The following is a 22,731-nucleotide window of genomic DNA, read 5'->3' as shown; positions in this document are numbered from 1 at the left end:
GAAGAGCGCCACTGGAGTGGCGCGCTCCAATGAACCCCGTCAGAAGCTCTTGTCGAACTCCGGGCGGTGCTTGTTGCGCAGCTTGAAGTTCTGGCGCTCGGCCTTGCGCGGCGCGCGGACCCAGACCTCGCGGTTGGGATGGAGGCCGCCGCCGCGCGTCGCCGGCACCGCGCTGGTGCGGGCGCGATGGAGCAGGCGCGTATCGGCGATGCCGCAGTTGGGATGGATGCCGCCATTGTCGGCGACGACCTTGTCCCACGCCGCCTTGCGCTTGGCATGGATGGCGGGGTCGGCGAGCTGGGTGCAGTTCAGCTCGTTGATGTTGAGGTCGGCCACGATCTCGTCGCCCTCCTCGACCAGCCCGATCGGGCCGCCGATCGCCGCTTCGGGGCCGACATGGCCGATCACGAGGCCGACCGAGCCACCCGAGAAGCGCGCGTCGGTCATCAGGGCCACGACGATGTTGCGCTCGCGGCAGAGCGTGGTGATGCGCGAGGTCGGATCGAGCATCTCCGGCATGCCCGGCGCGCCGTTCGGCCCTTCGTAGCGCACGATGACGATGTCGTTGTTCTGGAAGGTGTCCGGCGTCTCGTCGAGCGCCTTGAGCAGGCCCTGCTCGCCCTCGAACACACGCGCACGGCCACGGAACAGGTTGTTCTCGAGGCCGCCCTCGACACCCGCGAGCTTCAGGATCGCCGAGAAGTCCGGCGACAGGTTGCCGCCCAGCATGCGCAGGCCGCCGGTCGGCTTGTAGGGCTTCTCGACCGGATAGACGACCTTGCCGTCGGCCTTCCTCGCACCCAGCCGCTCGACCTGCTTGGCCAACGTCTCGCCGGTGCAGGTCAGCACATCGCCGTTCAGCAGGCCGGCATCGAGCAGCTCGCGCACGATCACCTGCACGCCGCCCACCTTGTCGATGTCGACCATCGAGTATTTGCCGTAGGGCCGCGCGTCGGTCAGCACCGGGACGATGTTCTGCGACAGGTAGTTGAACTCCTCCGGCGTCACGACGTCCTTCCAGAAGTCGGCGAAGCCGGCGGCGCGCGCGATTTCCGGTGCGTGCAGCACGACGTTGGTCGAGCCGCCGACCGCCATCGCCACGATCACCGCGTTGCGGATCGAATCGCGCACCACGATGTCGCGCGGCTTCAGGTCGTTCTTCATCAGGTTGGCCAGATGATCGACCAGCTCGGCGGCGAATTCGCCGGTGCGGCGCGGATCGTCGGACGGCGGCGCCACCATCTGCAGCGGCTGCATGCCGACCACGCCGATGAAGGTCTGCATGGTGTTGTAGGTGAACATGCCGCCGCAGCTGCCGATGCCGGGGCAGGCGTGGCAGGCGATGAGGTGCCGGTAGTCCGCGTCGGGATGGCCGGCGACCTGGTAGGCGCTCACGATGTCGAGCGGCTCGCCGGTGTTGGGCTCCTTGCCGGGATGGATCGCGCCGTCCGACATGATGATCGACGGCAGATTATGCTCGAGCAGCGCCGAGAGCGTGCCGACCGGCGGCTTGTCGCAGGCCACGACCGCGATCGTGCCGGCGAGGCCGGTGGCGCTCAGATGCTCGCACAGCGCGTCCTGGGTCACCTCGCGGCCGATCAGCGAGTAGCGCATCTCGCGCGTGCCGTTGCGGATGCCGTCCGACGTGGCGATCGTATACTCGGGTTGGACCAGGCGCATCTTGAGCTGGTTCGGGCCGGTGCCGATGCGGGCCTTGAGCTGGGCGTGGATCGCCTCGACCTTCGACATGACGCCGAGATAGCACTGGCTGTCGCCCTTGGTGCCGACGACGCCGACCGACGGCTCGTGAATGAGAGCCTCATCGGTCCCAAGCGCGCGGGCAACACCGATCGTCTGGGCCGAGCGGCCCGGGTGCCGGTCAATGGTCACAAACTTCGGCTTCATCACAACCATCCCATAGGACATGCAGTCTGGCCCGCTGCGGCTGCGAACGGGCTTGGCGGTATATCACAGGCCCGCCGGGCCATTCCCGCGATTTCTTCAATCCCGTGACAGGCCGCCAGCCGCTCCCCGAAACCCCGGGAGAACGGCCCTTACGAGGCCTTCAGCACGGCCAACACCTTCGCCGCCCAGGTCCCCGGATGCTCGGAAATGTAGCGCTTCACCGTGACATCGACGAAGCCATGCTGGCGGGCGTTGGAGGTGAGTGCCCAGGCGGCCGTCCCGGCATAGGCGATTTCGATCAGAAGCCTCTGATCGTACTTGTCCTTGAGCTTGCCCAGCTCGCCAAAGTCCTTGCGTGCGGCCCCCGCGGCGACCCGAACGACATCGAGTGCGATGGGTTCGGACCGATTGGCCGTCCGGGCCATGAAGTCGATGATCATGAGGACGTAGCGGCCGTCACCGCTGGCGAAAGATGCACCCCACAGAATGTCGAGATGGGTCGGGATCGCGATCCTGAGGTCGGTCAAGCGGTTTGGCAGGCCGGCGAACTGGGCCGCAAGCGTCGGATCCGTCCCGGCTTGGGCCAGACGGGCCTGCAGATCCTTCGAGGCGGGCTGGCCGGACAGTTGAAGGGCCGCGGCAATCGTCGTGGCCAACCGGGCGTCGAGTTGAGCCGGAACGAGCTTCCCGATCCATCCCGGCTGCGTCGCGAACACCACGGCGAGAAGGCCGGCAACGGGTGGATAAGCGATCCAGTCCAATGGCTTCTTGCCAAGGGCATCGAGAGCGCCAACCAGACGCTCGGGCCGGGGATCGCGATAGTAGTAGGTGAACGGGTCATCTGCCTTGACCGACGGCGACGTTGCAGGCTGCGCCATCGCCGCCCCGAGCGTGCCCAGGTCGATCGCGACCAGCAACGTCAGCAGTTTGATAAAGCCGAATACTTTCATTACGTGCCCCCGATTGACCGGAGCGAAGTTGCAGAGCCAGCTCGCGAATTGCAACTGCAAGCTGAAGCAGCAGGTCCTCCATGCCTGCACGGTGGCCCTGCAATTCCAAGGAGGCGCTCACGGCCACTTGGCGCTAGTCTCGGCGCCGGAAAATGAAACGAGGAAACCAAGAGATGTGGCAGCCCAACGAGCGCTATCCCGATCCTGCGGTGCGCGTGCTCGATCCGTCGTTCAACCAGTACCGGCTGATGCTGGCCTCGGTCGAGCGGCTCTACACGGGTTGCCGCTGGTCCGAGGGGCCCGTCTGGTTCGGTGACGGCCGCTATCTGCTGTGGAGCGACATTCCCAACAACCGCGTGCTGCGCTGGGACGAGGAGACGGGCAACGTCTCGATCTTCCGCAAGCCCTCGAACAACGCCAACGGTCATACGCGCGACCGTCGCGGCCGGCTGATCGCCTGCGAGCACGATGCCCGCCGCGTCGTGCGCTTCGAATATGACGGCGCCATCACGGTGCTGGCCGATTCCTACAACGGCAAGCCGCTCAACTCGCCCAACGACGTGGTGGTGAAGTCCGACGGCTCGATCTGGTTCACCGATCCGACCTTCGGCATCCTGGGCTACTACGAGGGCCACAAGGAAGAGAGCCAGAACAAGCCCGCCGTCTATCGCCTCGATCCGACGACCGGCAAGCTCGCGATGATGGCCGACGACATTCCCGGCCCCAACGGGCTGGCCTTCTCGCCTGACGAGAAGAAGCTCTATGTCGTGGCCTCGCGCGCCGAGCCGCATCGCACGATCCTGTCCTACGACGTGTCGGCCGACGGCACGACGCTGGGCAAGGGCTCTGTCCTGATCGATGCCGGCCCGGGCGGCTCGCCCGACGGCTTCCGCGTCGATGTCGACGGCAACCTGTGGTGCGGCTGGGGCATGGGTTCGGCCGATCTCGACGGCGTGCGTGTCTTCAACTCGTCGGGCAAGCCGATCGGCCATATCGACCTGCCCGAGCGCTGCGCCAACCTCTGCTTCGGCGGCCGCTACCGCAACCGCTTGTTCATGGCGGCCAGCCATTCGCTCTACGCCCTCTACGTCAACACGCAGGGCGCGATCGGCGGCTGATCATGTCCGGAGTCGAGTCGAGTTATGCCTGGTGGCGCCTGGCCGCCAGCGTGACCTTGAGCACGGTCGGCGGCATCGGCATGTGGTGCCTGGTCGTGGCGCTGCCGTCGATCCAGCAGGATCTCGGCATCACACGCGCCGACATTTCCTTCGCCTACACGATGAACACGCTGGGCTTCTTCGCCGGCGGCGTCACCTGGGGCAAGCTGGTCGACCAGCGCGGCATCGTGCTCACCGCGATCCTGAGCGCCACGGGCCTCGCCATCGGCTTCGCGACGGCGCCGTTCACGCCCTCGCTGCCGCTGTTTGCCGCGGTCCAGGTGCTGATCGGGTTCAGCGCGGCCGCGACCTTCGCGCCGCTGGTCGCCGACATCTCGCACTGGTTCGACCGGCGCCGCGGCATTGCCGTCGCCATCGCCGCGTCCGGCAACTATCTCGCCGGCGCGATCTGGCCCACGATCATCCAGACCATGATCGCCGACCATGGCTGGCGGGTCACCTACTGGGCGGCCGGCGCGCTGTGCTTCGTGGCGATGATCCCGCTGGCGCTGACCTTGCGCCGCAAGCCGCCGCTGCACGCGACGGGAACCGAAGGTGCTGCCGCCGGTGGCGCTATCCATTCACCGCGCTCGCTCGGCCTGTCGCCCAACGGCCTGCAGGCCGTGTTGATCGTGGCCGGCATCGGCTGCTGCGTCGCCATGTCGATGCCCCAGGTCCATATCGTCGCCTACTGCGCCGACCTGGGCTACGGCGTGGCGCGCGGCGCGGAGATGCTGTCGCTGATGCTGGGCTTCGGCATCGTGAGCCGCATCGCCTCGGGCTGGATCGCCGACCGGGTCGGCGGCATCAAGACCCTGCTGCTGGGTTCGACGCTGCAGTGCGTGGCGCTGGTCTTCTATCTCGTCGACGATTCGATCAACTCGCTCTACCTCGCCTCGGCCCTGTTCGGCCTGTTCCAGGGCGGCATCGTGCCGTCCTACGCCATCATCGTGCGCGAATACTTTCCGCCGAAAGAAGCGGGCTTCCGGGTCGGCCTCGCCATCTCCTCGACCCTGGTCGGCATGGCGCTGGGCGGCTGGATGGGCGGCGTGCTGTTCGACATGACGGGCTCCTACCGCGCCGCCTTCATCAACGGCATCGCCTGGAACCTGCTGAACGGCGCAGTGGCCTGGTGGCTCCTGTTGCGCCAGAATCGTCGCAACGTCTACGCCTGAAGGACACGACCATGCGCATCGTCGCCATTCGCGACATCATCTCGCCCATCCGCTCCAATATCGCCAACGCCTATATCGACTTCAGCCAGATGACCGCTTCGGTCGTGGCCGTCGTCACCGACGTGATGGTCGACGGCAAGCCGGTGGTGGGCTTCGGCTTCAACTCGAACGGCCGCTACGCACAGCACGGCCTGCTGGGCGAGCGCTTCATCCCGCGCCTCAGCCAGGCCAAGCCGGAGTCGCTGCTCGATGCCGAAGGGCTGATCGACCCGGCGAAATGCTGGGCCGCCATGATGGCCAACGAGAAGCCGGGCGGGCACGGCGAGCGCTCCGTCGCCGTCGGCGTGCTCGACATGGCGATCTGGGATGCAGTGGCCAAGGCCAAGCGCGTGCCGCTCTGGAAGCTGCTGGCCGACCGCTACAACGGCGGCCGGGCCGACGAGAAGGCCTGGGTCTATGCCGCCGGCGGTTACTACTACCCCGGCAAGGGGCTGGAAGGGCTGCAGGACGAGATGAAGCACTATCTCGGCCTGGGCTATTCCTGCGTGAAGATGAAGGTCGGTGGCGTACCGCTGGTCGAGGATTTGAAGCGCATCGAGGCGGTGCTGAAGATCGTCGGTGCCGGCGAGCGGCTGGCCGTGGACGTGAACGGCAAGTTCGACCTCACCACGGCCATCGAGTTCGGCCGCGCCATCAAGGACTTCGGCCTGCGCTGGTACGAGGAGCCGCTCGACCCGCTCGACTATCTGGCGCACGCAGCACTCGCCACAGAGTACGCGCCGCCGCTCGCGACCGGCGAGAACCTGTTCTCGATGCAGGACGCGCGGAACCTGATCCGCCACGGCGGACTTCGGCCCGACCGCGACATCCTTCAATACGATCCCGCCCTCTCCTACGGGCTGGTCGAATACCTGCGCACGATCGAGATGCTGAAGGCGCACGGCTGGTCGCCGCGGCGCTGCGTGCCGCACGGCGGCCACCAGTTTGCACTGAACATCGCCGTCGGCCTGCAATGCGGCGGCAACGAATCCTACCCGCAGGTCTTCGCACCGTTCGGCGGCTTCGCCGACGACTGCGCCGTGGTCGACGGCCGCGTGACGATGCCCGACTCGCCGGGCATCGGCTTCGAACGCAAGGCCGACCTGTGGTCGGTGATGAAGGAAATCGCCTGACGCCTATTCGGGCTTCAGCAGGCCGAGCTTCAGCAGTTCCGAGACGTTCGCCTCATCTGCCTTCAGCGCCGCCGTGAATTCCTCCGGCGTCGAGGGGCGCACGATGGCGCCCAGCTCGCGCAGCTTCTTGTTGGCGGCTTCGTCCCTGAGGCCCGCGACCACGCCTTCGTTCAGGCGGGCGATGATGGGCTTGGGCGTATCGGGATTGGTGAACACGCCGGCCGTCGTGTTGCCGTCGAAGGGCTTCAGGCCCAACTCGCCGATGGTCGGCACGTTGGGCAGGTCCGGCACCTTTTCGAGGCTGAAGGTCGCGAGCGGGCGCAGCTTGCCGGACTGGATGTGCGGCATCGAGCTGGTGAGCTGGTCGACGAACAGGTCGAGATTGCCCGCCAGCAGGTCCGCAATGCCGGGACCGGCGCCGCGATAGGGAATGATATTGAGCTTGATGTCCTCGTTCAGCTGCAGGCGCAGGATGCCGACATGGTTGGTCGTGCCGTTGCCGGAATGGCCGACCGAAATGGCGCCAGGCTTGGCCTTGGCCTCCGCCATCACGCTCTTCATGTCCTTGAAGCGGCTGTCGGCCCGCGTGACCACCAGGGTCGGCACGGTGGTCAGGATGCTGACCGGCGCCATCTGCGGCAGCAGCGGCTGCTTGCCGGCGAAGATCGGTGCCACGTAGGCGACGGTGAAGCTCGCCATCGAAATCGTATAGCCGTCGGGCGGCGTGTTCAGCGCGGCCTCGAGGCCGACGACGCCGCCGGCGCCCGGCTTGTTGTCGATCAGGATGCCCTGGCCGAGATGGCGGCCCATCGGATCGGAGACGATGCGGGCGGTGACGTCGTAGTTGCCGCCCGGCGCGAAGGGGATGACCCAGCGGATCTGCTTGTTGGGAAAAGACTGCGCCGTGGCGTGTCGTGCCATACCGGCCATTGCCAGGCCGGCGACGCCGGCCCCCAGAAAGCCGCGCCTGTCTATTTTCATGATCCTCCCCCTTTGTTTTTATCAGCCTCGCCAGTTGTCCCAGCCGGTCCCATGAGTCTGGTAGCGGCCATCCTGCGGGATGCCCGAGCATCCTGCCAAAGTACCGGCGATGGCAAACGCCATAACCAGCGCGATCGTCTTGCAGAGAGAGGTCATATCGCCGACATGGCGCCCGCTCATTCGGGTTTCAACAAACCCGACTTCACAAGTGCGCTAACGCTGACCTCTTGATCCTTCATGTAAGCTGCGAACTCCTCCATCGTCGAGGGCCGCACCACGGCGCCGAGCTCGGCGAACTTCGTGGCGATGGCGGGCTCCTTCAGCGCCGTGACGACGCTGTTGTTCAGCGTGGTGAGGATCGGCTTGGGCGTCTCGACGCGGGCCAGCACGCCGGCGGTCGTGCCGCCGTCGAACGGCTTGCTGCCGATGTCGGTGAGCGACGGTGTGTCGGGAAGCTGGGCGATGCGATCGGGGCTCATCGCCAGCAGGCCCTTCAGCTTGCCCGACTTGATGTGCGGCAGCGAGGTCGTGAGCTGGTCCATGTAGAGATCGATCTGGCCCGCCATCAGGTCGGCGAGGCCGGGGGCCGAGCCCTTGTAGGGAATGATGTTGAACTTCACGCCCTCGTTCACCTCGAGACGCAGGATGGCGATGTGGTTGGTCGTGCCGTTGCCGGCATGGCCGATGCTGACCGTACCGGGCTTGGCCTTGGCTTCGGCAATCACCGCGCGCGCATCGGCGAAGCGGCCATCGGCCCGGCCGACCATGACCATCGGCACGGTGGAGAGCAGGCTGATCGGCGCGAACATCGGTACCAGCGACGGCTTGCCGGCGAGATACGGCGACACGTACAGCACGCTGAAGCTGCCCATGACGACGGTGTAGCCATCGGCCGGCGCATTGGCCGCAGCCTCGGCGCCCACGAGACCGCCGGCGCCGGGGCGATTGTCGATGATGACCTGCTGGCCGAGATTGCGAGACATGCCCTCGCCGACCAGGCGTGACGTGACGTCGTAGTTGCCGCCGGCCGCGAAGGGCGCGATCCAGCGGATGGGCTTGCTCGGGAAGTTCTGCGCCCACACCGGCCCGCCGGTCGCGCCCGCGGCCGTCAGTGCGAGACTCGTCCCAAGAAATCTGCGTCGCGATATTGTCATTTCAAATTCCTCCCAATCCCCGCGAACAGATTGCAATTTCCGCCTGCGAGCGCCACATCGGAGTGGGCCCAATCACTCGCGGAGAGAAACACCGGATGCCGGAGCAGCACACCCCGCTCATCGCCACCATTGCTGCGGGTCTGATGCTCGCTTTCGTTTTCGGATTGATTGCCCAGAGGCTGCGTATCCAGCCCCTGGTCGGGTACCTCCTCGCCGGCGTCATGGTCGGCCCCTACACGCCGGGCTTCACCGCCGACCCCGCCCTCGCCACGGAACTCGCGGAGATCGGTGTCATCCTCCTGATGTTCGGCGTGGGCCTGCACTTCTCACTGAAAGACCTGCTCTCGGTGGCGCGCATTGCCATCCCCGGCGCGATCGGCCAGATCAGCGTCGCGACCCTGATGGGCGCCGGCCTTTCCTGGGCGCTCGGCTGGCCGCCCCTGGCCGGCTTCGTCTTCGGCCTCGCCCTCTCGGTGGCCAGTACCGTCGTCCTCATCCGCGCCCTGCAGGACCGTCACATCCTCGAGACCAATCGCGGCCGCATCGCCGTCGGCTGGCTGGTCGTCGAGGATCTCGCCATGGTCCTGGCCCTCGTCCTCCTGCCGGCGCTGGCCCTGGCGACAGCGGATAACGGCGTTCCCGCCACCCGCATCCTGTTCTCGCTCCTCGTCGTGCTGGCCAAGGTCTCGATCTTCGTGGCGATCATGCTGATCGTCGGGCGACGGGTGATCCCGTGGCTGATGCACCACACCGCGCATACCGGATCGCGCGAGCTGTTCCGGCTTGCCGTCTACGCCGTCGCGCTCGGCGTCGCCTATGGCGCGCACTACTTCTTCGACGTCTCCTTCGCGCTGGGCGCCTTCTTCGCCGGCATGGTCCTGGGCGAGAGCGATCTCAGCCAGCGCGCGGCGGAGGAAGCCATCCCGCTGCGCGATGCCTTCGCGGTGCTGTTCTTCGTCTCGGTCGGCATGCTGCTCAATCCGGCGGTGTTCGTCGATGCGCCGGTGGCGGTGATCGCCACCATCGCCATCATCATCGTCGGCAAGTCGGCCGCCGCCTACCTGATCGTCCGCGCCTTCGGCCACAGCCGGTCGACCGCCTTCACCGTCTCGGCGAGTCTTGCGCAGATCGGCGAGTTCTCGTTCATCCTGATCGGCATCGGCATCAGCCTGAACATGGTGCCCAAGGAGTCGCGCGACCTCATCCTGGCCGGGGCCATCGTATCGATCATGGTGAACCCCTTCGTCTTCACCCTGCTCGAGCGCATGGACGGCAAGAAGGGCACCGCGCCGACACAGGACACGCCCGACGAATCCACCACGGCCCTCGTGCCGACGACCCTAAGCGGCCACGATATCGTGATCGGCTACGGCCGCGTCGGTGCCCTGGTCGGTGCGGGGCTGGCGCGCGACGGCGGCAAGATGATCGTCGTCGAGGCCAGCGACGCGGGCGTCGAGCGGGCACGGCGGGATGGGGCGGAAGTGTTTTCCGGCAACGCCGCCGAACCCGCGCTCATCGCCGCGATCAACCTCGCCGGTGCCCGCCGGCTCTACGTCACCATTCCCGAAGCCTTCGAGGCCGGCCAGATCATCGAGCAGGCCCGCGCGGCCAATCCCAAGCTCGACATCCTGGCACGGGCTCATTCGAGCGCGACGGTGGAACATTTCGAGAAGCTGGGCGCCAATCTCATCGTCCTCGGCGAAACCGAAATCGCCCATCGCATGCTGGAGCGCGGCCGGGCCGACGATCCGGCCGTGCCGATCTGATCTGCCCCTCTGGTCTGCTCGTCCGGGCTGCATTGAACGACCGTTTACAGGACGCCCCCATCCCGCCCTAATTGAGGCCCACGTCGCGATCTGCCGCCGTGAGTTGCGGCATGTCCGGGAGAGTGAGCCATGTCTACGCGTCGTGCGTTCCTGTGCGGGGCAACCGCTGTCGCCATCGTCGGCAGCGCCGCGGGAGCGTTTCCGGCTTTTGCGCAATCGGGCCAATCCACCGCGCGGCTCGGCCTCAAGGGATACGATCCCGTTGCCTATTTCACGTTGGGCGCTCCGACGCCGGGAGTCGCGACCTACGAGCTCGTGTGGGATGGCGTGCGCTACCGCTTCGCCAATGCCCAGCACCGCGAGATGTTCAGGTCCAATCCCGACAAGTATGCGCCGCAGTTCGGCGGCCAGTGCGCCATGAACATGGCCAACGGCAATCGCCGCGAGTCCGATCCGACGATCTGGACCATCTCCAACGGCCGTCTCTACATCTTCGCCAGCGCCGCCGGCTCGGAGCGCTTCCGCCAGGATGCCGAGACGAACGCGACGCGCGCCGCCGCCAACTGGCAGACCCTGAAGAACGCGCCGAGCCAGTAGGCCCGGCGCCCTTCCCCGTCAGTTCAGCCCCGCCTTGCGCAGGCTCGCTTCGACCCGGCGCTGCAACGCCGGGTCCTGGAAGCGCGTGCCGAAGCTCGCGGCATCGAGATGCGGGTTCTTGCGCCGGCCCTCTTCCAGCGCTTCCTTCGCTTCGGCCGGGCGGCCCATCTCGGCGTAGGCGCCGGCCAGCGGCAGGTCGAGCAAGGGATAGGCCGGGAAGCGCGCGCGGACGGACTCGAGCAGTCGCACCGCGTCGGCATGGCGGCCGCTCAACAGGTAGGCGATGCCGAGATTGAGCGCGGCCTCGGGACCGATATTCGGATTGAGCCGCGCGGCGATTTCCGCGGTCGCGATCGATTCCTCGATACGGCCCGTCCACAGCAGGACCGCGGCCCGCGCCAGCAGGACCTCGGCATCGCTCGGATTGATGTCGAGCGCGCGCTCCGATTCGGCCATCGCCAGCTCGTATTTCTGGGTGGCGGCATAGGCGCGGGCGAGCACGCCGCGCGCCGGCACGTTCTCCTCGTCGAGCTCGATCGCCTTCTGCGCGTAGCGGATCGCCGTGTCGATGTCCTGCTGGGCGAACTCGGACCAGCCGAAGGTGGCCCGCTCGAAATAGACACCGGCCAGCTCAGCATAGGCGTCGGCGTAGGTCGGCGACATCAGCATCGCCTTCTCCACCATCTCGCGCGCCATCCGGTTGCCTGAGCGCGTCACCTCGCCCGCCATCGCGCGGCCGCGCAGCAGCATGTCATAGGCATCGAGATTGTCGGTCGGCTTGCGCAAGGATTGGTGCAGGGCGATCTGCTGCAGGTTGCTCGCCAGCGTGCCGGCGACCCGGCGGGCGATGCGCTCCTGCACGGCGAAGATGTCGCCGAGATCGTCGTCGTACTGCTCGGACCAGAGCTGCGTGCCGCTCATCGCATCGCTGAGCTGGACGGTGACGCGCACGCGCGAGCCCATGCGGCGCACCGTGCCGCCCACGATGTAGCGGGCCTTGAGCGCGCGCCCGATCTCCTCCAGCGGTATGTTCTTGCCCTTGAAGGGCAGCACCGCACCATAGGACAGGACGGTCAGCTGCTTGAAGCGGCCCAGCGCGCGCGTGATGTCCTCGCTGAGGCCATCGGAGAAGTAATCCTGGCCGGGATCGCCGCTCTGGTTGGCGAAGACCAGCACCGCCACCGAAAGGCCCGTCTCGGCCGGCACATGCGCGGTCGCCACGGTCTCCTCCGGCACGACGCGACTCGAATAGTAGAAGGCGCCGGCGCCCGCGAGCGCTATAGCTGCAACGGTCACGATGGCGGCCACCATCCGATGGCGTCGCGGCGCCGTGGACAAGGCCGAAGCACCATCGGCGAGCGCCGCAGGATCGAGCGTGTAGACGCGGACCGGCCGGTCGATGTTCTTCACCGAGCGGTTGCCGAGGTCGCGGAACGGCAGAGCGAGCTTGTCGCGCACCTGCTCGTAGACGCCGACCGACAGCACGATGGCGCCCGGCTCCGCCACGCCCTGCAGACGGGCAGCGACGTTGACCGTATCGCCGAAGACATCGTCGCCGGACGCGATGACGTCGCCGAGGTTCAGGCCGATGCGGAAGGCCTGCCGCCGCTCGACCGGCACGCCGGCATTGCGTTCCGCCATGCCCCGCTGCAGCTCGACGGCCGACCGCACCGCCTCGACGGCGCTGCCGAACTCGACCATCACGCCGTCGCCCACCGTCTTCACGATGCGGCCGTGGAACTGTTCGACCACCGGCGCCACCAGCTCGGCCAGATGCGCGCGCAGGTCGACGAGGGTGCGTTCCTCGTCGGCGCGCATCATGCGGCTGTAGCCGTAGACGTCGGCGAACAGGATCGTCGCCAGTCTGCGGTTGTTGGGGGTAGCCGGCATCGGGTCTCGTGTCAGCGCGGCTTGTGATAAAAGACGACTTCTTCGGTCATGCTGTGGCTTCCCTGCGGTGGTCCCAATATGGCGTCCGGGCGGTACCTACCGCCAGAACGGTTCGAGAGCGAGATGTCCCTGTCCCTGCGCCTTGCATCCCTACTTTGCGTCATGACTGTGGCGCCCGCCCTCGCCCAGGACCAGATGCCGACGGTGCTCGACTGCACGGGGCCCTTCTCCCGCAACGCCGACGAACGCACGCTGGCTCGGATCTTCGGCGCCGCCAATGTCGAACGGGCCGACATCTACGTCGGCGAAGGCAATACGGAGCCGGGGACCGCCATCTTCGCAAAGGATCCCGGGAAGCGCATCGACATCCTCTGGCACGGTGCCTATGCCCGCCCCAACGTCGTGATCATCCGCAACGGCTCGACCTGGCCGGTCGCCGTCACGGGTCTCGACAAGCCGGTCGTGAACGGTGCGACGCTGGTCGAGATCGAGGCGATGAACGGCAAGCCCTTCACCCTGTCGGGATTCGGCTGGGATCAAGGGGGTTATTCGAACGGCTGGGACGGCGGCCGGCTCGACAAGCCGGTCGGCGGCTGCAATCTCTCGGTGCGCTTCGATCCGGCAAGCGATGCGCCCGGCGATGCGCTCGACAAGGTGAACGGCGACGTCGAGTTCCTGTCGACCGACAGCGCCATGCGGCAGACGAAGCCGGTCGTGGTCGAGATCGAACTCGGCTGGCCGCAGTAGCGGCTCATGGGAGCGCGCAACTCCAGTTGCGCGCTCCATTGACGCGTTCAGACGTACACGGCTTTCATCTGCGTTTCGGGGTAGCGCGTGCCGGCGGGACCGCCCGGCGGCAGGGCCGATGACAGGCGCGCCACCTCTTCTGCGGACAGCGTCACCGCGACCGCGCCGACATTCTCGTCGACGCGCGCGGCCTGCTTGGTGCCGGGGATCGGCACAATGTCCGGGCCCTGCGCCAACAGCCAGGCCAAAGCGACTTGCCCGGGCGTGCAGTTCTTCACCCTGGCCACCGCCTCGATCTCCGACACGAGTTCGAGATTGCGCGCGAGGTTGTCCGCCGCGAAGCGCGGATGGCGGCCGCGATTGTCGCCTTCGGGAATGTCGGAAGGCTGGCGCACCGCGCCGGTCAGCAGGCTACGGCCGAGCGGCGAGTAGGCCACGAAGGAGATGCCGAGCGCGCGCGTCGTCTCCAGCGTCTCCTCGGCATCGCGGCGATAGAGCAGCGAGTATTCGCTCTGCACGGCCGCGATGGCATGCACCTTGTGCGCCCGCCGGATCGTCTCGGGACCGGCTTCGCTGAGGCCGAGCGCGCGCACCTTGCCGGCTTTCACCAGCTCGCCCATGGCGCCGACCGTGTCCTCGATCGGCACCGCAGGATCGACCCGGTGCTGGTAGTAGAGATCGATCACCTCGACGCCCAGCCGCTTCAGGCTCGCGTCGCAGGCCGCTTTCACATAGGCGGGGCTGCCATCGACGCCATTCAGGCCGCCCGGCCGCTGGATCTGGCCGAACTTGGTGGCCAGCACGACCTTGTCGCGTTTGCCGCCGGCCAGTGCCTGGCCGAGCAGCGTCTCGTTGTGGCCCCAGCCATACATGTCGGAGCTGTCGAGGAAGGTGACGCCGCGCTCGATCGCATGATGGATCAGGCGGATCGCGGCGGCATCGTCGCTCTTCCCATAGGCGCCGGACAGCGACATGCAGCCGAGTCCGATCGGGAAGACGTCGATGCCGCTCTTGCCGAGCGAGCGGACGAAGGTGTTGGTCGTGGTCATGCTGTGCCTTCTCTAGGAAATGTCGCTCGACTGGATGCGCTTCACGCCGGCCTCGGTCATCTGCTTCCAGGCGGCGGCCAGGGAGCCGTTGAGGTCGATGGCGCGCGTCGCATCCTCGATCACGTAGGTGGTGAAGCCGAGCTTACGGGCATCCAGCGCCGTCCAGGCGACGCAGAAATCGGTGGCGAGTCCGGTCAGGAAGACCGTGTCGATGCCGCGCGCCTTGAGATAGGCCGCAAGGCCCGTCGTCGTCTTGCGATCGGCCTCCTCGAAGGCGGAGTAGCTGTCGACGTCCTTGTTGAAGCCCTTGCGGATGATGAGCTGCGCCGTCGGCAGCTTGAGATCCTTGTGAAGGGCCGCATCGTCGGAGCCCTGCACGCAATGGTCAGGCCAGAGGACCTGCGTGCCGTAGGAGAGGCCGATCGTCTCGAACGGCTTCTTGGCGGCGTGCGCAGTGGCGAACGAGGCATGGCCCGGCGTGTGCCAGTCCTGGGTCACGACGACGTTGCGGAACGAGCCGGCGAGCTTGTTGATGATCGGCACGACCTCGGCACCGCCCTTCACCGGCAGGGTGCCGCCGTCAACGAAGCAGTTCTGGACGTCGATGACGATGAGGGCGCTGTTGGCGCCGGGCTTGACCGGATCGGCGGCGAGGACCGGCGACACTGCGCCGCCGGCGAAGCCGAGCGCCGTTGCCGACCAGATGAAGCCACGGCGAGACAGACGAAGTGTATTCGATGTCATGAGCCATCCTCCGACGTTGGATGATGCCCCAGTCTAGCGCCTCCGGAACGAAACTGCGAAGCTCGATGCCGATCGCGGCATCGGGAAACTGTCGTGCCGACGAAGGCATGGAGGTTGCATGGCATTGCTCATCGTCAATCTGGACAAGGTCATCGGCAGTGCCGAGGCCTTCCGCGATGCCTTCAAGGAGCAGCTTCCCGACCTGCCCATTCGCTTCTGGCCCGACGCCGGCGACGTGAAGGACATCGAATATCTCGCCTTCATGCATCCGGATTTCGACCAGCTTCCCGCCTTCCCCAACCTGAAGGCCATGTTCAGCCGTTCCGCCGGCGTCGAAAGCTTCGTCCGGCATCCGAAGCTGCCCAAGGTCCCGCTCGGCAAGGTCGAACCTTCGGGCGGCGATCCGATGATGACGGAGTACACCGTCATGCATGTCCTGCGCCTGCATCGCGACGTGCCGGGCTACCAGGCAGCCCAGGCCCGCAAGGAATGGCTTCGGGTGCCGATCGTGCGGCCCGAGCAGAGGCGCGTCGGCTTCCTGGGCTTCGGCATGATGGCCACGGCGCCGGCGCTGGTCCTGAAGTCGCTGGGCTTCCCGGTCTCCGCCTGGGTACGCTCGCCTCGGCCGGCCGCCGAGGTCCCGCTCTTCCACGGCCGCGACCAGCTCGAAGCCTTTCTCGGCCAGACCGACATCGCCGTGTGCCTGCTGCCGCTGACGGCCGAAACCGAGGGCATCTTCAACGCGCACACCTTCGCCATGATGCCGAAGGGATCGATGCTGGTGAACATCGGGCGCGGCAAGCACGTGGTGGAGAAGGACCTCATCGCCGCCCTCGATTCGGGCCAGCTCGCCTACGCCGCCCTGGACGCCCTCCACCCCGAGCCGCTGCCGCCGGACAACCCGCTGTGGCTGCATCCCAGGGTCACGATCATGCCGCACGTGGCGCGGCGGCCGACCGTCGGGCAACTGGTCGCCGAGGTCGCCGCGAACCTGCGCAGCCTCGAGGCCGGTGGACGGCTGCTGCAGGAAATCGACGTCGCGCAGGGCTACTGACCGTGGCGGCGTATCGCAGCTTCCTGTTCGCGCCCGGCAACCATGCGCGGAAGGTCGAGAAGGTCTTCGACTGTGGCGCCGACCACGTGATCCTCGACCTCGAGGACGCGGTGGCCAAAGCCGAGAAGGTCGCGACCCGCGCGCTCGTCGTCGAGGCGCTGAAACGGCCACGCAAGATCGGTGCGTACATCCGGGTCAACGGCTTCAACACGGAATTCTGTTACGGCGACGCCGTGGCGATCGTCGGTCCGGGCCTCGACGGCATCATCCTGCCGATGGTCGAGAGACGCGAGCAGATCGCGGCCTTCGACTGGCTTGTCGGGGCACTCGAACGCGAGCGCGGCCTGCCGCCGGGCGGCATCGACATCATCCCCATCGTCGAAACGGCAAAGGGCATCGCCAACGCGCGGGCCATCGCCGCCGCGGGCACGCGGGTGAAGCGCATGGCCTTCGGCGCCGGCGACTACACGCTCGACGTGAACATGGAATGGACACTGGGCGAGAGCGAGCTGGAGCATGCGCGGGCCGAGATGGCCGTGGCCTCCCGCGCCGCCGGCCTCGAAGCGCCGATCGACACCGTCTGGGTCCATATCAAGGACCTCGACGGAGTCGCGAACTCTGCCAAGCGGGCCAAGCAGCTCGGCTTTCAGGGCAAGATGTGCATCTACCCGCCCCAGGTCGAACGGGTGAACGCGGTGTTCACCCCAACCGAAGCGGAGATCGCCTTCGCGAAACGCGTCGTCGCGGCGTTCGACCAGGCGGAACGCGAGGGCTCCTCGTCGATCCAGCTCGACGGTTACTTCATCGACTACCCAATCGTCTACAAGGCGCGACGCACGCTCGACCTGGCGCGTGCCGCCGGAGAGATGACTTAGCTCACTGGCCCTTGAAGACCGGCGGGCGCTTCTCAGCGAAGGCCTTCCGCGCTTCCTTGGCGTCCTCGGAGCCGTTCAGGATGCCGCCGGCATTCGAGGTGAGGACCATCGTGGTCTCGAGCGTGCTGTCGAGGGCCGCGCGCATGATGCGCTTGCCGACCCACTGCACCAGCGGCGGCACCTTGATGATGCGATCGCACAATGCGCGCGTGGTCTCCTCCAGTTTCTCCGAGGCGACGAGATGGTTGAGCATGCCCCAGTCGTAGGCGCGCTGGGCGTCGAGCTCGCCGGTGTAGGCGAATTCCAGCGCGCGGCCGAGGCCGACCATCTTGGGCAGGTAGTAGGATCCGCCATTCTCGATGATCTGGCCGGCATTGTGGTAGCCGATGAAACGCGTCTTATCGCAGCCGATGCGGATGTCGCAATGAAGCGCCATGTCCATGCCCGATCCGACCGCCGGACCGTTGATCATGGCGATTGTCGGCTTGCGGATCAGCGAGATGTCGCGGTGGAGCTTGGTGAAGCCGTGATAGAAATGCTGGCGCGCGGCGTCGGGCCCCTCGTGGGAGCCGCGGTTGCCGGGGAACTCCTCGCCCGTCACCTCCGCCGGCATCTTCGAGCGCAGATCGGCACCGGCACAGAAGACACGGCCGACGCCGGTGAGCACGATCACGCGGATCTTCGGATCGTCGTCGCCGGCGCGCATGTATTCGCCGACCTTGGCGACCGTGCCGTTCTCCTCCGCCGTCCCGACCAGCGCGTTGAGCCGGTCCGGGCGGTTGAACTTGATCCAGAGGATTCCGTTCTCCTCGGGTTCGTACGACAGGTAGTCGACGAGCTTCGGTGCCATGCGCGTTTCCTCGGTACTGATTGGGGACGCGGAGTATCGACCGGCGCAAAGCAGCCGTCATGGGTACAGTTTCGCAGCGCCTCTCAGATCACGCCTTCGGCCTCCAGGCCGCGCAGATCGCCGGCGCTCATGCCCAGCAGCGTGCCGTAGACCTCTTCATTGTGCTGCCCCAGCGCGGGGCCGAGCGTGTCGATGCCGCCCGGCGTGCCGGTGAGGCGCGGCACGACGTTGGGAACCGCGAGCTCGCCGCTGCGCGGGTCGTTCACGCGGGCGATGTTGCCGCGCGCCGCGTAGTGCGGATCGAGGAAGATCTCGTCGACCGACGCCACGATCCCGCACGGCACTTCCGCGCCCTCGCAAAGGCGGACGGCCTCCTGTTGCGTGTGCCGCTTCGCCCAGTCGGCGACCAGGCCGTCAACCGCGGGGCGCTGCTTCTCGCGCTGGGCGATCGTGCCGTAGATGCCGTCGCCCGCCACCTCGGGCCGTCCCATCAGCCCGGCCATGCGGGCGAAGATCTTGTCATTGGTGCAGGCGATGGCGATCCAGCGTCCATCGCCGGTCTGGTAGTGGCTGTGCGGACAGACATTGGGTGCCGCGGCCCCCATGCGCTGGCGGATGAAACCCACTTTGTCGTAGGCCGGTGCCATCTCGTCGAGGATGCGGAAGATCGGCTCGTAGAGCCCGATGTCGATCTGCTGGCCGCGGCCAGTGGCGTCGCGCGAGCGCAGCGCCATCATCACGCCGAGCGCGCCGTAGAGTCCCGCCATGTAGTCGGCGAGCGTCGCCGAGCCCGGCGTTACCGGCGGCCCCTCGGGGTCGCCCGCCAGGAAGGAGATGCCGCCGAAGGCATTACCGATCCGTCCGAAGCCCGGCTTGTGGCTGTAAGGCCCCGTCTGGCCATAGCCCGAGACCCGCAGCATCACGAGGCGCGGGTTGACGCCGCTCAGCACGTCCCAGCCGAGGCCCCAGCCTTCCAGGGTGCCCGGCTGGAAGTTCTCGGTCAGGGCATCGGCCTTGGCGGCGAGTTGCTTCAGGATCGCCGCGCCCTTGGGCGACTTCAGGTTCAGCGTCACCGACTTCTTGTTGCGCGCCTCCGACAGCCAGACCAGCGTGTCGCCGCACTCGGCCACCGTGCCCAGCCGGCGGCAGGGATCGCCCACCTTGGGCTGCTCGACCTTGATCACCTCGGCGCCGAACTCGGCCATGAGGGTCGCGCAATAGGGCGCGGCGATGTAGGTGGCGATGTCGATCACACGCAGGCCGGCGAGCGGCCGGCCGTTCAGAGCCTCGTCGGACACGGTCAGGCCGCCTCCTCGAGCGTCGAGCATTTTCCGCTGACCCGGGTCTGGCGCATGTAGCGGCGGTGACGGTCGGCGTCGTAGCCGCTGCCGGCATGGAGCAGGCAGCGATTGTCCCAGAGCACGACGTCGCCCGGCTGCCAGGCGTGATGGTAGACGTGCTCGGGCTGGACCGCCTCGTCGGTCAGCGCGTCGATCAGGGCGCGGCCCGCGGCCGGGTCCATGCCCTCGATCTCGCGGACGTGAGAGCCGAGGAACAGGTTACGCGCGCCGGTCGCCGGATTGGCCCGCACGAGCCGCTGGCGCACCGGCGGCAGCGAGGCCGCCAGCTCGGGCGACACCGCATCGGGCGCGACCTTGGAGCGCGAATAGACATAGTCGTGGATCGCGATCAGCGGATCGAGCTCTGCCTTGCGCTCGGGCGAAAGGCGGTCGTAGGCCGCGCGCAGCGAGACGAACATCGTGATGCCGCCCTCGGACGGCGTCTCGTAGGCGCACATGACCGAGAGGAAGGCCGGCACCGGTTTGAACGAGGCATCGGAGTGCCACATGTTGTTGCCGGTCAGGAAGATCGTCTTCTTGTGCGTGCTGCCCAGCACCGTGCCGTCCTTCTGGACGTTCCCGATCGTGCCGAAATATTCGAGCTTGCCGACGCTGGTGTGACTGGGCTCCGGGTTGCCCAGCTGCCGCGTGAGGGCAAGCTGGCGATCGTCGTCCATCGCCTGGTCGGGGAAGCAGACGAAGGAGTAGCGATCGACCGCCGCGTTGATCTCCGCGACCAGGTCGGGCGTGAGCGGCTTGCCGACGTCGACGCCGCGGATGCGGGCACCGAACTCGGGATGCAGCTTTTCGTATTGAAGTTGGGGCATGTCGAACGGACCTCCAGCAATGAACTCTTCAGCGACGCCGCGGGGCTCGGCGCGGCGCCGCACATCCGAATGTATCGCGCCTTAGATACGGTAGGCCTGGCGCGCCAGCAGTTTCCAGTCGCCACCCTGCTTCTGCCACACCATCAGGATGCCGATCTTGATGGGCGTCGTCTTGCCCTCGCTCAGCGTTTCGCCGGTGAGGATGTGGCGCGCGATGGCATTGTCGCCCACGACCTTCACCGTGGGCTCCGACAAGGTGATGAAGTTCCAGGTGCTCTTGCCGCTGGTCGAGGCGGCGATGAACTCCGCCTTGGTCTCGAGACGGCCGGCGGAGTGACCGTAGCTCATCTGCTCGGCGCACAGCGCGTCGAACTTCGCCTTGTCGGCCTTGAGCATGGCGGTGCGGAAGTTCTCGACCGCGTTGGTGACCGCCGCCTCGTCACCGGACTCCGCCCGCGCGACGCGCACCGATCCCGTTCCAAGCAGGGCCAGCGCACCCGCGCCGGCGAAAGACAGAAAACGCCGATTGATCTTCATGAGCGATTCCTTCCCTAGGCTAGGCCGGTCGTTGCCGGCAGCCGAGCCTAATCCCGTTTCGCCTCCTCCGCACACCCAGGAGTGGAGGTTGTTCCGGGAAAGCGCCCTACTTCGGCAGGTGCGATTTCAGGAAGGTACGCACCCGCTCGATCGTGCGCGCCTTGAGCTCGGGCGGGTCGCGCCACGGGAAGACCGTGATCTCGGCATTGGGTGCGAGCGACGCGACGTCGATCGACGTCTGCAGCGGATGCGAGGACGTCTCGTCCGGCAGGACCAGGATCGGCTTGGGACAGCCGGCGATGAAGTCGCGCGGCACGCTGTAGAGGAAATCGGGCTGCACGTCCCACAGGCTGTGCTGGTACTTCTCGATCGTCTCCGCCGACACGTCGGGCCGGCGCTCCCGGAACCCCGGGATCCAGTTGTCGGCGCTGTGCCGGACCATGACGCCGGGATCCTCGGGCCGATGGCCAACGGTCTGGCAGAACACGGCGGCGACGACCCGCTCGGGCGCCCGCTGCAGCAGCTTGCCGGCGAAACAGCCGCCGATGCAGTAACCCATGTAGAAGAACTCGCGAATGCCGAGATGATCCATCAGCCCGAGCTGGTCGTCGGCGAAGGCGTCCCACGCATTCTCCACCGGCACCGGACCGGTGCTCTCGCCGCCATTGGCGTTGCGCTGGTCCATGGTGATGCAGCGGAAGTCGGTCTTGAATTCTTCCATCGCGTTGATGACGGCGGTCTGCCAGTTGCTGACCCGCGAATTCAGTCCGCCGCCCGGCGTGACCAGCAGCGGAAAGCCGGAGCCGGCCTCTTCATAACGAATGCGTACGTCGCCCTGTTGATAGAACGGCATTTACTCTCCCTAAACTATTGGGAGCAGTTTACCCGAGCGGGAGAGCCCGTCACGGAGAGCTTACTCGGACAGGTCGAGCTTTCCCTGAAGCTGGAGGAGCTGGACGGCCTGCAGTGACAGCACGCTCAACGCGTCCCGGATCTCTCCGGCCGCGACCATCCGGAACGCTTCGGCCAGCGGAACACGCTTCACGGCCAACTCTTCGGTCGCTTCCGGCTCCGATTCTCCCGGCGTCAGGCCCCAGGCGATGTAGGCGACGGCGCGCTCGTCCGAGACGGAGTTCGAGAGATCGGCCTCCAGGATCTTCCGCCAGCGGCGCGCGGTGAGCCCCGTCTCCTCCCGCAGCTCTCGCGCCGCCGAGTCGACCGGATCGATACCGTGCGCCCCGCCGCCCTCGGGGATTTCCCAGCTGTAGGCGTCGAGCGGGAAACGATACTGGCCGACCAGGTAGGTATGGAACTCGGCATCGACCGGCACGACGCCGATGGCGAGGTTCTTGTAGTGGACGAGACCATAGATGCCGGGGGTCTGCGCCGGCGTCAGCACCTCGTGATGGGTCAACCGGATCCACGGATTCTCGTAGACGTCTTTTTGGGACAGTATGGTCCAGGGACCCTTCTTCTCGTTCGTCATTCAGCCCCCGGTCCGTTTCGCTGGACTGGATACTAACAGCCTCGCCCGTTGGATCGGACATGTTGAAAGAATTTGGCCCCGAGATCTGGATTGCAGAGGGCACGGAGGTCGTAGCAGCCCTGGGGTTTCACTATCCCACCCGAATGGCTGTCATACGATTGACCGACGGCGACCTCTTCATCTGGTCGGCGACGGCGCTGACGGACGGTCTTCGCGCACAAATGGATGCCCTCGGGAAAGTCCGTCATCTGGTCGCGCCCAATTCACTGCATCATGTCTTCCTTGCGGACTGGAAGCGTGCCTATCCCGATGCGTCTCTCCATGCGCCGCCGGGATTGCGGGAGAAACGAAAGGACCTCGCCTTCGATGGCGACCTCACGAATGTGCCACCTGTGTATTGTGTTTGGGCCGGGGAGATGGTGAACACCTGTTCGGAGACATGGTGAACACATTTCAGATTAGCCTGGCTTATCGA

At 66.7% G+C, this 22,731-nt stretch carries 22 protein-coding genes; 9 read left to right on the top strand and 13 right to left on the bottom strand.

Going from position 1 to position 22,731, the window contains the following annotated elements; translation table 11 throughout:
- Positions 1-39: 39 nt before the first annotated feature.
- The gene (locus tag AC1ROX_RS27870) at positions 40-1,905 is read right to left on the bottom strand and encodes a dihydroxy-acid dehydratase domain-containing protein (protein ID WP_493131469.1); all 1,866 of its coding nucleotides are present in this window, start codon (positions 1,903-1,905) and stop codon (positions 40-42) included.
- Between the two features lie 149 nt (positions 1,906-2,054).
- Complete coding sequence (locus AC1ROX_RS27865; protein ID WP_493131467.1) at positions 2,055-2,915, bottom strand: hypothetical protein; 861 nt, start codon at positions 2,913-2,915, stop codon at positions 2,055-2,057.
- 113 nt (positions 2,916-3,028) lie between these two features.
- Between AC1ROX_RS27865 and AC1ROX_RS27860 the strand changes: the two genes are divergently transcribed.
- Genes AC1ROX_RS27860 through AC1ROX_RS27850 form a run of 3 tightly spaced genes read left to right on the top strand, consistent with a single transcriptional unit; the run spans position 3,029 to position 6,359 of the window.
- A complete protein-coding gene (locus tag AC1ROX_RS27860; RefSeq protein ID WP_493131464.1) occupies positions 3,029-3,973 on the top strand; it encodes an SMP-30/gluconolactonase/LRE family protein in 945 nt (314 codons plus the stop codon).
- Positions 3,974-3,975: 2 nt separating this feature from the next.
- Positions 3,976-5,187: an MFS transporter gene (locus tag AC1ROX_RS27855; RefSeq protein ID WP_493131462.1), complete on the top strand. Its 1,212-nt coding sequence runs from the start codon at positions 3,976-3,978 to the stop codon at positions 5,185-5,187.
- 11 nt (positions 5,188-5,198) lie between these two features.
- On the top strand, positions 5,199-6,359 hold the full coding sequence (locus AC1ROX_RS27850) for a mandelate racemase/muconate lactonizing enzyme family protein (RefSeq protein WP_493131460.1): 1,161 nt from the start codon (positions 5,199-5,201) through the stop codon (positions 6,357-6,359).
- A gap of 3 nt (positions 6,360-6,362) precedes the next feature.
- On the opposite strand, the gene AC1ROX_RS27845 is transcribed toward AC1ROX_RS27850, so the two are convergent.
- Together AC1ROX_RS27845 and AC1ROX_RS27840 are read right to left on the bottom strand one after the other, a co-directional pair.
- Positions 6,363-7,340: a Bug family tripartite tricarboxylate transporter substrate binding protein gene (locus AC1ROX_RS27845; RefSeq protein ID WP_493131458.1), complete on the bottom strand. Its 978-nt coding sequence runs from the start codon at positions 7,338-7,340 to the stop codon at positions 6,363-6,365.
- A gap of 176 nt (positions 7,341-7,516) precedes the next feature.
- Positions 7,517-8,494, bottom strand: coding sequence for a Bug family tripartite tricarboxylate transporter substrate binding protein (locus AC1ROX_RS27840; RefSeq protein WP_493131456.1), 978 nt, complete (start codon positions 8,492-8,494; stop codon positions 7,517-7,519).
- 95 nt (positions 8,495-8,589) lie between these two features.
- Between AC1ROX_RS27840 and ybaL the strand changes: the two genes are divergently transcribed.
- The gene (ybaL, locus tag AC1ROX_RS27835) at positions 8,590-10,260 is read left to right on the top strand and encodes a YbaL family putative K(+) efflux transporter (RefSeq protein WP_493131454.1); all 1,671 of its coding nucleotides are present in this window, start codon (positions 8,590-8,592) and stop codon (positions 10,258-10,260) included.
- Between the two features lie 129 nt (positions 10,261-10,389).
- A complete protein-coding gene (locus AC1ROX_RS27830) occupies positions 10,390-10,857 on the top strand; it encodes a YHS domain-containing (seleno)protein (RefSeq protein WP_493131452.1) in 468 nt (155 codons plus the stop codon).
- Between the two features lie 18 nt (positions 10,858-10,875).
- Here the strand turns inward: AC1ROX_RS27830 and AC1ROX_RS27825 are convergent, their stop codons facing one another.
- Positions 10,876-12,747 carry a tetratricopeptide repeat protein gene (locus tag AC1ROX_RS27825; protein WP_493131450.1) on the bottom strand — a complete coding sequence of 624 codons (1,872 nt, stop codon included), beginning with the start codon at positions 12,745-12,747 and terminating at the stop codon, positions 10,876-10,878.
- Between the two features lie 162 nt (positions 12,748-12,909).
- On the opposite strand from AC1ROX_RS27825, the gene AC1ROX_RS27820 reads away from it, so the two are divergent.
- On the top strand, positions 12,910-13,494 hold the full coding sequence (locus AC1ROX_RS27820) for a hypothetical protein (RefSeq protein ID WP_493131448.1): 585 nt from the start codon (positions 12,910-12,912) through the stop codon (positions 13,492-13,494).
- Between the two features lie 47 nt (positions 13,495-13,541).
- Here AC1ROX_RS27820 and AC1ROX_RS27815 read toward each other — a convergent pair whose 3' ends face one another.
- Positions 13,542-14,543 (bottom strand): aldo/keto reductase, encoded by a 1,002-nt coding sequence (locus tag AC1ROX_RS27815; RefSeq protein WP_493131446.1) that lies wholly within the window; start codon positions 14,541-14,543, stop codon positions 13,542-13,544.
- 12 nt (positions 14,544-14,555) lie between these two features.
- Positions 14,556-15,287: a bifunctional nicotinamidase/pyrazinamidase gene (gene pncA, locus AC1ROX_RS27810; protein WP_493131444.1), complete on the bottom strand. Its 732-nt coding sequence runs from the start codon at positions 15,285-15,287 to the stop codon at positions 14,556-14,558.
- 118 nt (positions 15,288-15,405) lie between these two features.
- Between pncA and AC1ROX_RS27805 the strand changes: the two genes are divergently transcribed.
- Positions 15,406-16,341, top strand: a complete 936-nt coding sequence (locus AC1ROX_RS27805; RefSeq protein WP_493131442.1) for a 2-hydroxyacid dehydrogenase — start codon at positions 15,406-15,408, stop codon at positions 16,339-16,341.
- A 2-nt stretch (positions 16,342-16,343) separates the two neighbouring features.
- The gene (locus tag AC1ROX_RS27800) at positions 16,344-17,216 is read left to right on the top strand and encodes an HpcH/HpaI aldolase/citrate lyase family protein (RefSeq protein ID WP_493131440.1); all 873 of its coding nucleotides are present in this window, start codon (positions 16,344-16,346) and stop codon (positions 17,214-17,216) included.
- Position 17,217: 1 nt separating this feature from the next.
- On the opposite strand, the gene AC1ROX_RS27795 is transcribed toward AC1ROX_RS27800, so the two are convergent.
- The 6 genes from AC1ROX_RS27795 to AC1ROX_RS27770 form a co-directional block, all read right to left on the bottom strand.
- Positions 17,218-18,066 (bottom strand): enoyl-CoA hydratase/isomerase family protein, encoded by an 849-nt coding sequence (locus AC1ROX_RS27795; RefSeq protein ID WP_493131438.1) that lies wholly within the window; start codon positions 18,064-18,066, stop codon positions 17,218-17,220.
- 83 nt (positions 18,067-18,149) lie between these two features.
- Entirely contained in the window at positions 18,150-19,364 is a 1,215-nt protein-coding gene (locus tag AC1ROX_RS27790; RefSeq protein WP_493131436.1) for a CaiB/BaiF CoA transferase family protein, read from the bottom strand.
- Positions 19,365-19,366: 2 nt separating this feature from the next.
- Positions 19,367-20,233, bottom strand: coding sequence for a TauD/TfdA dioxygenase family protein (locus AC1ROX_RS27785; protein WP_493131434.1), 867 nt, complete (start codon positions 20,231-20,233; stop codon positions 19,367-19,369).
- Between the two features lie 81 nt (positions 20,234-20,314).
- Complete coding sequence (locus AC1ROX_RS27780; protein WP_493131432.1) at positions 20,315-20,770, bottom strand: nuclear transport factor 2 family protein; 456 nt, start codon at positions 20,768-20,770, stop codon at positions 20,315-20,317.
- Between the two features lie 106 nt (positions 20,771-20,876).
- Positions 20,877-21,623 (bottom strand): alpha/beta fold hydrolase, encoded by a 747-nt coding sequence (locus tag AC1ROX_RS27775; RefSeq protein WP_493131430.1) that lies wholly within the window; start codon positions 21,621-21,623, stop codon positions 20,877-20,879.
- A gap of 60 nt (positions 21,624-21,683) precedes the next feature.
- Positions 21,684-22,256, bottom strand: coding sequence for an NUDIX domain-containing protein (locus AC1ROX_RS27770; protein WP_493131428.1), 573 nt, complete (start codon positions 22,254-22,256; stop codon positions 21,684-21,686).
- Positions 22,257-22,315: 59 nt separating this feature from the next.
- Between AC1ROX_RS27770 and AC1ROX_RS27765 the strand changes: the two genes are divergently transcribed.
- Positions 22,316-22,702, top strand: coding sequence for a DUF4336 domain-containing protein (locus AC1ROX_RS27765; protein ID WP_493131426.1), 387 nt, complete (start codon positions 22,316-22,318; stop codon positions 22,700-22,702).
- Positions 22,703-22,731 lie beyond the last annotated feature (29 nt).

Source organism: Reyranella sp. GW821-FHT14A01 (assembly GCF_058803965.1).
The sequence above is the reverse complement of the archived record's forward strand: the minus strand, read 5'-3'. Positions and strand labels throughout refer to the sequence as shown.

Excerpts from the sequence above, each read along its gene's own strand:
- AC1ROX_RS27870 (WP_493131469.1), bottom strand. The coding sequence starts at position 1,905 with ATGAAGCCGAAGTTTGTGACCATTGACCGGCACCCGGGCCGCTCGGCC.
- AC1ROX_RS27860 (WP_493131464.1), top strand. The coding sequence starts at position 3,029 with ATGTGGCAGCCCAACGAGCGCTATCCCGATCCTGCGGTGCGCGTGCTC.
- AC1ROX_RS27855 (WP_493131462.1), top strand. The coding sequence starts at position 3,976 with ATGTCCGGAGTCGAGTCGAGTTATGCCTGGTGGCGCCTGGCCGCCAGC.
- AC1ROX_RS27850 (WP_493131460.1), top strand. The coding sequence starts at position 5,199 with ATGCGCATCGTCGCCATTCGCGACATCATCTCGCCCATCCGCTCCAAT.
- AC1ROX_RS27845 (WP_493131458.1), bottom strand. The coding sequence starts at position 7,340 with ATGAAAATAGACAGGCGCGGCTTTCTGGGGGCCGGCGTCGCCGGCCTG.
- AC1ROX_RS27840 (WP_493131456.1), bottom strand. The coding sequence starts at position 8,494 with ATGACAATATCGCGACGCAGATTTCTTGGGACGAGTCTCGCACTGACG.
- ybaL (WP_493131454.1), top strand. The coding sequence starts at position 8,590 with ATGCCGGAGCAGCACACCCCGCTCATCGCCACCATTGCTGCGGGTCTG.
- AC1ROX_RS27830 (WP_493131452.1), top strand. The coding sequence starts at position 10,390 with ATGTCTACGCGTCGTGCGTTCCTGTGCGGGGCAACCGCTGTCGCCATC.
- AC1ROX_RS27825 (WP_493131450.1), bottom strand. The coding sequence starts at position 12,747 with ATGCCGGCTACCCCCAACAACCGCAGACTGGCGACGATCCTGTTCGCC.
- AC1ROX_RS27820 (WP_493131448.1), top strand. The coding sequence starts at position 12,910 with ATGACTGTGGCGCCCGCCCTCGCCCAGGACCAGATGCCGACGGTGCTC.
- AC1ROX_RS27815 (WP_493131446.1), bottom strand. The coding sequence starts at position 14,543 with ATGACCACGACCAACACCTTCGTCCGCTCGCTCGGCAAGAGCGGCATC.
- pncA (WP_493131444.1), bottom strand. The coding sequence starts at position 15,287 with ATGACATCGAATACACTTCGTCTGTCTCGCCGTGGCTTCATCTGGTCG.
- AC1ROX_RS27805 (WP_493131442.1), top strand. The coding sequence starts at position 15,406 with ATGGCATTGCTCATCGTCAATCTGGACAAGGTCATCGGCAGTGCCGAG.
- AC1ROX_RS27795 (WP_493131438.1), bottom strand. The coding sequence starts at position 18,066 with ATGGCACCGAAGCTCGTCGACTACCTGTCGTACGAACCCGAGGAGAAC.
- AC1ROX_RS27785 (WP_493131434.1), bottom strand. The coding sequence starts at position 20,233 with ATGCCCCAACTTCAATACGAAAAGCTGCATCCCGAGTTCGGTGCCCGC.
- AC1ROX_RS27780 (WP_493131432.1), bottom strand. The coding sequence starts at position 20,770 with ATGAAGATCAATCGGCGTTTTCTGTCTTTCGCCGGCGCGGGTGCGCTG.
- AC1ROX_RS27775 (WP_493131430.1), bottom strand. The coding sequence starts at position 21,623 with ATGCCGTTCTATCAACAGGGCGACGTACGCATTCGTTATGAAGAGGCC.
- AC1ROX_RS27770 (WP_493131428.1), bottom strand. The coding sequence starts at position 22,256 with ATGACGAACGAGAAGAAGGGTCCCTGGACCATACTGTCCCAAAAAGAC.
- AC1ROX_RS27765 (WP_493131426.1), top strand. The coding sequence starts at position 22,316 with ATGTTGAAAGAATTTGGCCCCGAGATCTGGATTGCAGAGGGCACGGAG.